The organism is Stieleria sp. (genome assembly GCF_041595215.1).
GTDB classification, from domain to species: Bacteria; Planctomycetota; Planctomycetia; order Pirellulales; family Pirellulaceae; genus Stieleria; species Stieleria magnilauensis.
In genome coordinates this window covers 1-6,285 of record NZ_JBFHKV010000452.1, presented here as the reverse complement: position 1 = coordinate 6,285, position 6,285 = coordinate 1, and the positions used below count along the sequence as shown (strand labels likewise).

Sequence of the window (6,285 nt, the reverse complement as noted above, 5' to 3'; positions counted from 1 at the left end):
GAACAAACCTGCCCCCAGGCATTGTCGGCCATGCGTCGAGCCATCGAGACGAGACAGGCATTCAACACGGAAATCATCAGTTACCGCAAAGACGGAACGCCGTTCTGGTTGGCGATCGAATTGCGCCCGATTCCCGGCGACAACGACACCACGCAGCGTTTCATCAGCATCCAGACTGTCATCACCGATCGCGTCGAAGCCGAGCGGCAAAACAAAGTCCTGCAACAGGAAATCGTCGACGCCTCGCGTCAAGCCGGAATGGCCGAGGTCGCCACCGGTGTGCTTCATAACGTCGGCAATATCCTCAACAGCGTGAACGTTTCCGCGTCGATCATCAGAAAACAGTTCTCCAACAGCGCGCTACAGAACCTGGAAAAGGCGACCGACCTGATTTCCGAATACGAATCGTCGTTTGTGGATTTCGTTCAAAACGACTCCCGTGGTCAAAAGCTTCCCAAATACCTGGTCGTCGTCTCTCAATCGCTGCGGCACGAGCAATCGTCCATCGATCGAGAACTCAGCGACCTGACCAAAAACATCGAACACATCAAAGAGATCATCGCCGTGCAACAAACCATGGCGAAAACCTCCGGACTGCAACAAGAACTCTACGCCAGAGACCTGATTCGCGACGTCTTGACGGCCAACAAGGAATCGTTGAACAAGCACGCGATCGAGGTCATCGAAGATTTTGCGGACCCCGATCCGACGATGGTCTCGGACAAACATCGGATCCTGCAAATCCTGATCAACCTGGTGTGCAACGCCAAGGATTCCCTGTTGGAAGCGGGCGTCCCCGAGCCGACCATTCTGCTGCGAACGTGGACCGAACACGATCACGTCTGCTTTGAAGTGGCCGACAACGGCGTCGGAATCCAAACCGACAACCTCAGCAAGATCTTTCAACACGGGTTCACGACCAAGGTCCACGGCCACGGCTTCGGTCTGCACAGCAGCGCCAACGCGGCAACCGAAGTCGGCGGACGGCTTTCGGCAACCAGTGCGGGAATCGGAACGGGCGCTCAATTCGTCTTGCGGGTTCCCATCAAAGGCCGCACGCAGTGCGACAAACGCGACCACCAGGAACGTGATGCCGATCCGACAACATTGATTCATTCCGAATCCGGAGAAACCGCATGAGTGCCGCAGACACGAGCGTCGAACATCTGCTGGTGATCGACGACAACGAAGCGATCCACAACGACTTCAGGAAAATCTTTACGACGTCGTCTGCCCACGACGACTTGATGGCGCTGGACGCAGAGTTGTTCGGCGAGGAATCGGAGCCCCAGGCCCCCTCACCAAGCTATGCGCTCAGCTTTGCCAGCCAAGGCCGCCAGGGATGCCAGATCGTCCAAGACGCCAAACAACGGGGCGTCCATTTTGGCACCGCCTTCGTCGACATGCGAATGCCGCCGGGGTGGGATGGCGTTCAAACCATTCAGCGACTCTGGGAAATCGACCCCGATCTGCAAGTCGTGATCTGCACCGCTTTTTCAGATCACAGCTGGAGCGAAATCGCCCGGCGCCTCGGTCGCACCGACAAACTGTTGGTCTTGAAAAAACCCTTCGATGAAATCGAGGCGGTTCAACTGGCGACATCACTTTGCGAAAAACGTCGACTGCTGGATCAGCATCACCACGCTTTGAACGAGTTGACCCAAACGGTCGCATCACAACAGTCAAAACTCGAGTCGGCCCACCAGAACGCCGAAGTGCTGATCGACTCAATCTCCAGCATCCTGGTCTGCCTGGACCGAGACCATCGTATCACGCGTTGGAATCCGCATGCCGAAAACACATTCGACATCACGGCCGACGACGCGATCGGACGCACGCTGGCTGAACTGCCCATCGCCTGGGCCGACGCTGCCAAGCTGGAAATCCTGTTGCAAGCCGATTCCTCGCAAAACCCTCAGCACGACGAGATCCAATTCGTTGACCGCTGTGGTGGAAAACGCACGCTCGACATTCGCATTTCTCCGCTCTGTGATACCGCATCGGCCGCGATGTTGGTCGTCGCGACCGATGTCACCCGCCAACGATTCATCCAGGCACAACTGGACCAGTCACGGCGATTGGAGTCGGTCGGGCAACTTGCCGCCGGCGTGGCGCACGAGATCAATACCCCGATGCAGTACATCGGCGACAATGTCCGCTACGTCGCCAAAACCATCGACCGGCTGTCCCAATTACTTGATTGCCTGCCGGCGTTTGTCGATCAATCCGTCTCCGACGCGGAATTGATCGAACTTCGCAAGTCTCTCGACGGATTCGACAACGCCCACAAAGTCCGCACGGCAATTGAGCAGATGCCCGACGCCCTGGTCGATTCGATCGATGGTGTCGAAGCGGTTTCCAAGATCGTTTCGGCGATGAAAGAGTTGTCGCACCCGGGGACCGGCAAGCGAAGCCAACTTTGTATCAACCACGTGTTGCAATCGACCATCGCGGTCGCCAGGAACGAATGGAAGTACGTCGCTGAAATCCAGACCGAACTCGACGACCAGCTGCTGCCGATCGACGGCTTGCCGAGCGAATTGAACCAGGCGTTTCTGAACATCATCATCAACGCATCACACGCGATCGGCGAGCGCGCCGAACGCCACGAACTGGACAAGGGCGTGATCGCGATCGGCACCCGCGATCTCGGCGACGCCGTCCAGGTCACGATCTCGGACAACGGCGGAGGCATCCCGGCCGCGATCCGCAAACGAGTCTTTGAACCGTTCTTCACGACCAAGGATGTCGGCAAGGGAACCGGCCAAGGCCTGGCGATCGCGCATTCGGTGATCGTCCAAAAACATCACGGCAAACTTTGGTTTGACGTCGATGAGGGGGTCGGCACGACGTTCACGATCCAGATCCCTCGCTGCCCACAGCCGGCCGTGATGGCCGAATCTACCGGAGCGATGCCATGAAAATCCTGCTCGTCGATGATGAAGAACGTGCCGTCCGTGGCGTCTCGCGATGGATCGCCGGTGAGATCGGGCAATGGGAGGTCGTCACCGCAGCCTCCGGCGCCGATGCGCTGCGTCTGTTGGAATCCGGTGATTTCAACGTGATTGTCAGCGAGATGCGAATGACGGGCATGGACGGTGCCGAATTGCTAAGCCTGGTCGAGCAGCGACACCCGGACGTGTTCCGAGTCGTCTTGTCGGGCCAAGCAGACCGCGACACCGTGCTCAGTGCGGTCCAGCCGATGCACCAGTTTCTGTCCAAGCCCTGCGACCTGAACGTCTTGATCGAGGTGATCAAGCGGGCGGAGACCTTTCAAGCCACCATCGCCTCGGCAGCGGTCTTGGATGCGATCGGCCAAGCGAACGGATTGCCGTCGGTTCCGGGGATCGTCAGCGAGATCAACGAGGCCTTGGCGAGCGAGAATTGGAACACGCAATCGATCGCCAACATCATCAAGAAAGATCCGCTGTTGAGCGCCCGAATTCTGCAGGTCGCCAATTCGGCGATCTTCGCGCTGCCGCACCCTGTATTGGACGTGGTGCAAGGCGTGTCCCTGGTCGGTGCGGAAGTGATCCAGGGCCTTGCCATGTCGCAAGCGATTCAATTGCGCAACGTCAAAGACTCCGCACTCCTGTCGACCAACGCCCTGTTCGACCATTCGTTTCAGGTTGCCGTGCTGGCGAAGACCTTCTCCCGACGCGTGCTCCAAGGCGACGACACGTGCGCCTCGGTGTTCAGCGGTGCCCTGCTGCACGACATCGGAAAACTGATCCTGCTGGATGCCTTCCCCGACCAATACTCAAGACTCTTGTCGATCGCAGCCGCGGAAAACCGTCCGTTGTGGGAATTGGAGTTCGACCAACTCGGCGCGACGCATCAGGGCGTCGGTGCATACCTGCTGGCGCTCTGGGGCGTACCGGCCGCGATCGTCGAAATCGTTGCGTCCCACCACAGTTTCGAAGTCTGTTCGCGACGAAACCTCCCCTGCCAAGTCGTCTACGCCGCCAATTGGCTGTGCAACGGCGGCGATGAAGCCCTGATTGAACGCGAGCTGGAATCGGCAAATCACACCGAACAGGCCGACCTGTTTGCGAAGCACTTGCTGAGTTGGAAGAGCGACGCCCTTGAACACGCCGACATGGCATCACCAACACGGAATAACCGATGAGCAATCAAAAGATCCTGTTCGTTGACGACGATGAAAAGCTGCTCGGCGGTATCATGCGCCAACAGGGCGACGATTTTGATCTGACCACCGCGCTCGGTGGCGAAGAAGCGCTTCAATTGATCGAACGTGACGGGCCCTTCGCCGTGGTCGTCTCCGACATGCGGATGCCGGCGATGAACGGCATCGAATTACTCAAACGCATCCGCGAACGGTCACCCGACACCGTTCGAATCATGTTCACCGGTTTCGCCGAACTGGATTCGACCATCGAAGCGATCAACGAAGGCCACATCTTTCGTTTTCTGGCCAAGCCCTGCAGTGAGCGAGACTTGGCCGCGGCGCTCAAAGCCGGGCTTCGACAACACGCCCTGATCCAGGCCGAACGCGAACTGGTCGAAGGCACGCTGCACGGAAGTGTCAAGGTTCTCAGTGAAGTGCTGGCGTTGGTCAGCCCGCTGGCATTCGGCCAATCCACGCGTGTTCGTGCGATCATCGACGGGATCTTGAAACGGGTACCGATCGAAGACCAATGGCAATTGGAAATCGCCGCGATGCTGTCGTCGCTCGGCTGTGTCACCGTCCCGACCGATGTGCTGGAAGCGATCTTTGACGGCGCGACCGTCTCGACCGACGAAGAGAAACAGTTTGCCAAACATCCCAAGCTGGCCGCCGACCTGATCAAGACGATTCCGCGAATGGAACACGTTTCCAAAATCATCCGTCTGCAAAACGTCGATCACGGCGTGCCCGCGGTCGATGGCGTCCCGGTCCCGATGGAAAGCCGGGTCTTGAAACTGGCGATCGACTTTGACCTGAAAGAACGCTTCTGCGAAAGCCCGCTCCACGCACTCAACGAACTCAGGGAAAACCGCAGTGCCTACGAGCCGAAATTCTTCGCGGCGCTGGAGGACTACGTCAAACGCGAACGAAATTTCAAACATGTCAAACTGAACGTCTATGAAGTCGTCCAGGGCATGGTGCTGGCCGAAGACATTCGCAACCAGACCGGGACCTTGCTGATGAGCAAAGGTCATCGTTTGTCCGGCTCGGCGATCCGTCTGTTGGAAAACTACTACAAGAAAAAAATCCTCAGCGGACCGCTCAAGGTGATCGTGCGAAGCGAGCCGGACGAGTTGGACCACGAATCCCCGCGGGCGACCGAAATCGCCCCCCAAATCCCTCTGCCGCCCGTCGACGTCACGTTCGCAGACGGCTGATCTCAATCCATCATCAGCCGCTTGGCGCGAGCCTGCGGGCCATGCACCGTTGACACCAACCGGGGTGTTCATTGTTAGCGGCAGGGCGCGAGTCCTCCGGTTTTTCAAATTGGCACCGGACGGCTCGCGCCGTACCGCTACCTCCTTCAGTGGCATGGGACTCGCGCCGTTCCGCTAACGTCAATCGAAAACTCGGCGAATTTGGGGAAAGCAAAACGCCGGAGCGAGCCGGTTACGGATGCGTTACAATGAACGCCCCGCCTCCGCTTCATCCCGCCCCCGATGACTTGGTGCAACCATCGTGCCTTGCTCCAGCCTCTACCGTGCACTCGTCTTGACGAGCACCGTCGTGACCTTGGCCTGTTTCATCAACGCCAACAGTCCGGCTGCAGAGAAAGACACCGAATCGATCGAGTTCTTTGAACGCAAGATCCGTCCGGTCCTGGTCGCACGCTGCTACGAATGCCATTCCTCTGATGCCGACTTGGTCCAAGGCGGACTGCGTGTCGATGATCCCCAGGCGATGCTCCGTGGCGGCGATTCGGGGACCGCGATCTCGCCCGGCCAACCCGCCGCCAGTTTGTTGCTTGCCGCGTTGCGTTACGACGGGATGGAAATGCCGCCGGACGAGCCGTTGCCGGAAAACGTGATCCGCGATTTTGAACAATGGATCGAGTGGGGCGCCGTGATGCCGGAGGCTTCCGCGACAGACGACCCGCACGCCGAGGCGGCCGACGAACCGGAAATCGACTGGGAACGGGCCAGACAGTTTTGGGCGTTCCAACCACCCGCCCTGCATCAACCCAGTGAGATCGCCGGTCACGAGGGTGCCGGATCGTCCTGGGCGGCGAACAAACTGGATCGGTTCGTCTTCGCCAGACTTTCGCAGCACGGGCTGTCGCCCAACCCGCCGGCATCCAAACGGACCTGGTTGCGGCG

At 58.8% G+C, this 6,285-nt stretch carries 5 protein-coding genes; all 5 read left to right on the top strand.

What is annotated here, in order from left to right; all coding sequences use genetic code 11:
* Positions 1–1,140: ATP-binding protein (locus ABX749_RS17625; RefSeq protein WP_372897121.1), on the top strand; the 1,140-nt coding region annotated here is incomplete at its 5' end.
* Positions 1,137–2,921 (top strand): ATP-binding protein, encoded by a 1,785-nt coding sequence (locus ABX749_RS17620; RefSeq protein ID WP_372897120.1) that lies wholly within the window; start codon positions 1,137–1,139, stop codon positions 2,919–2,921. The genes ABX749_RS17625 and ABX749_RS17620, both read left to right, overlap by 4 nt.
* Positions 2,918–4,129, top strand: a complete 1,212-nt coding sequence (locus ABX749_RS17615) for an HDOD domain-containing protein (RefSeq protein WP_372897119.1) — start codon at positions 2,918–2,920, stop codon at positions 4,127–4,129. Before ABX749_RS17620 ends, ABX749_RS17615 begins: the two co-directional genes overlap by 4 nt.
* The gene (locus tag ABX749_RS17610) at positions 4,126–5,346 is read left to right on the top strand and encodes a response regulator (RefSeq protein ID WP_372897118.1); all 1,221 of its coding nucleotides are present in this window, start codon (positions 4,126–4,128) and stop codon (positions 5,344–5,346) included. Before ABX749_RS17615 ends, ABX749_RS17610 begins: the two co-directional genes overlap by 4 nt.
* A gap of 301 nt (positions 5,347–5,647) precedes the next feature.
* Positions 5,648–6,285 (top strand): c-type cytochrome domain-containing protein (locus ABX749_RS17605; protein ID WP_372897117.1); only part of this gene is annotated, 638 nt, incomplete at its 3' end.

Excerpts from the sequence above, each read along its gene's own strand:
- ABX749_RS17620 (WP_372897120.1), top strand. The coding sequence starts at position 1,137 with ATGAGTGCCGCAGACACGAGCGTCGAACATCTGCTGGTGATCGACGAC.
- ABX749_RS17615 (WP_372897119.1), top strand. The coding sequence starts at position 2,918 with ATGAAAATCCTGCTCGTCGATGATGAAGAACGTGCCGTCCGTGGCGTC.
- ABX749_RS17610 (WP_372897118.1), top strand. The coding sequence starts at position 4,126 with ATGAGCAATCAAAAGATCCTGTTCGTTGACGACGATGAAAAGCTGCTC.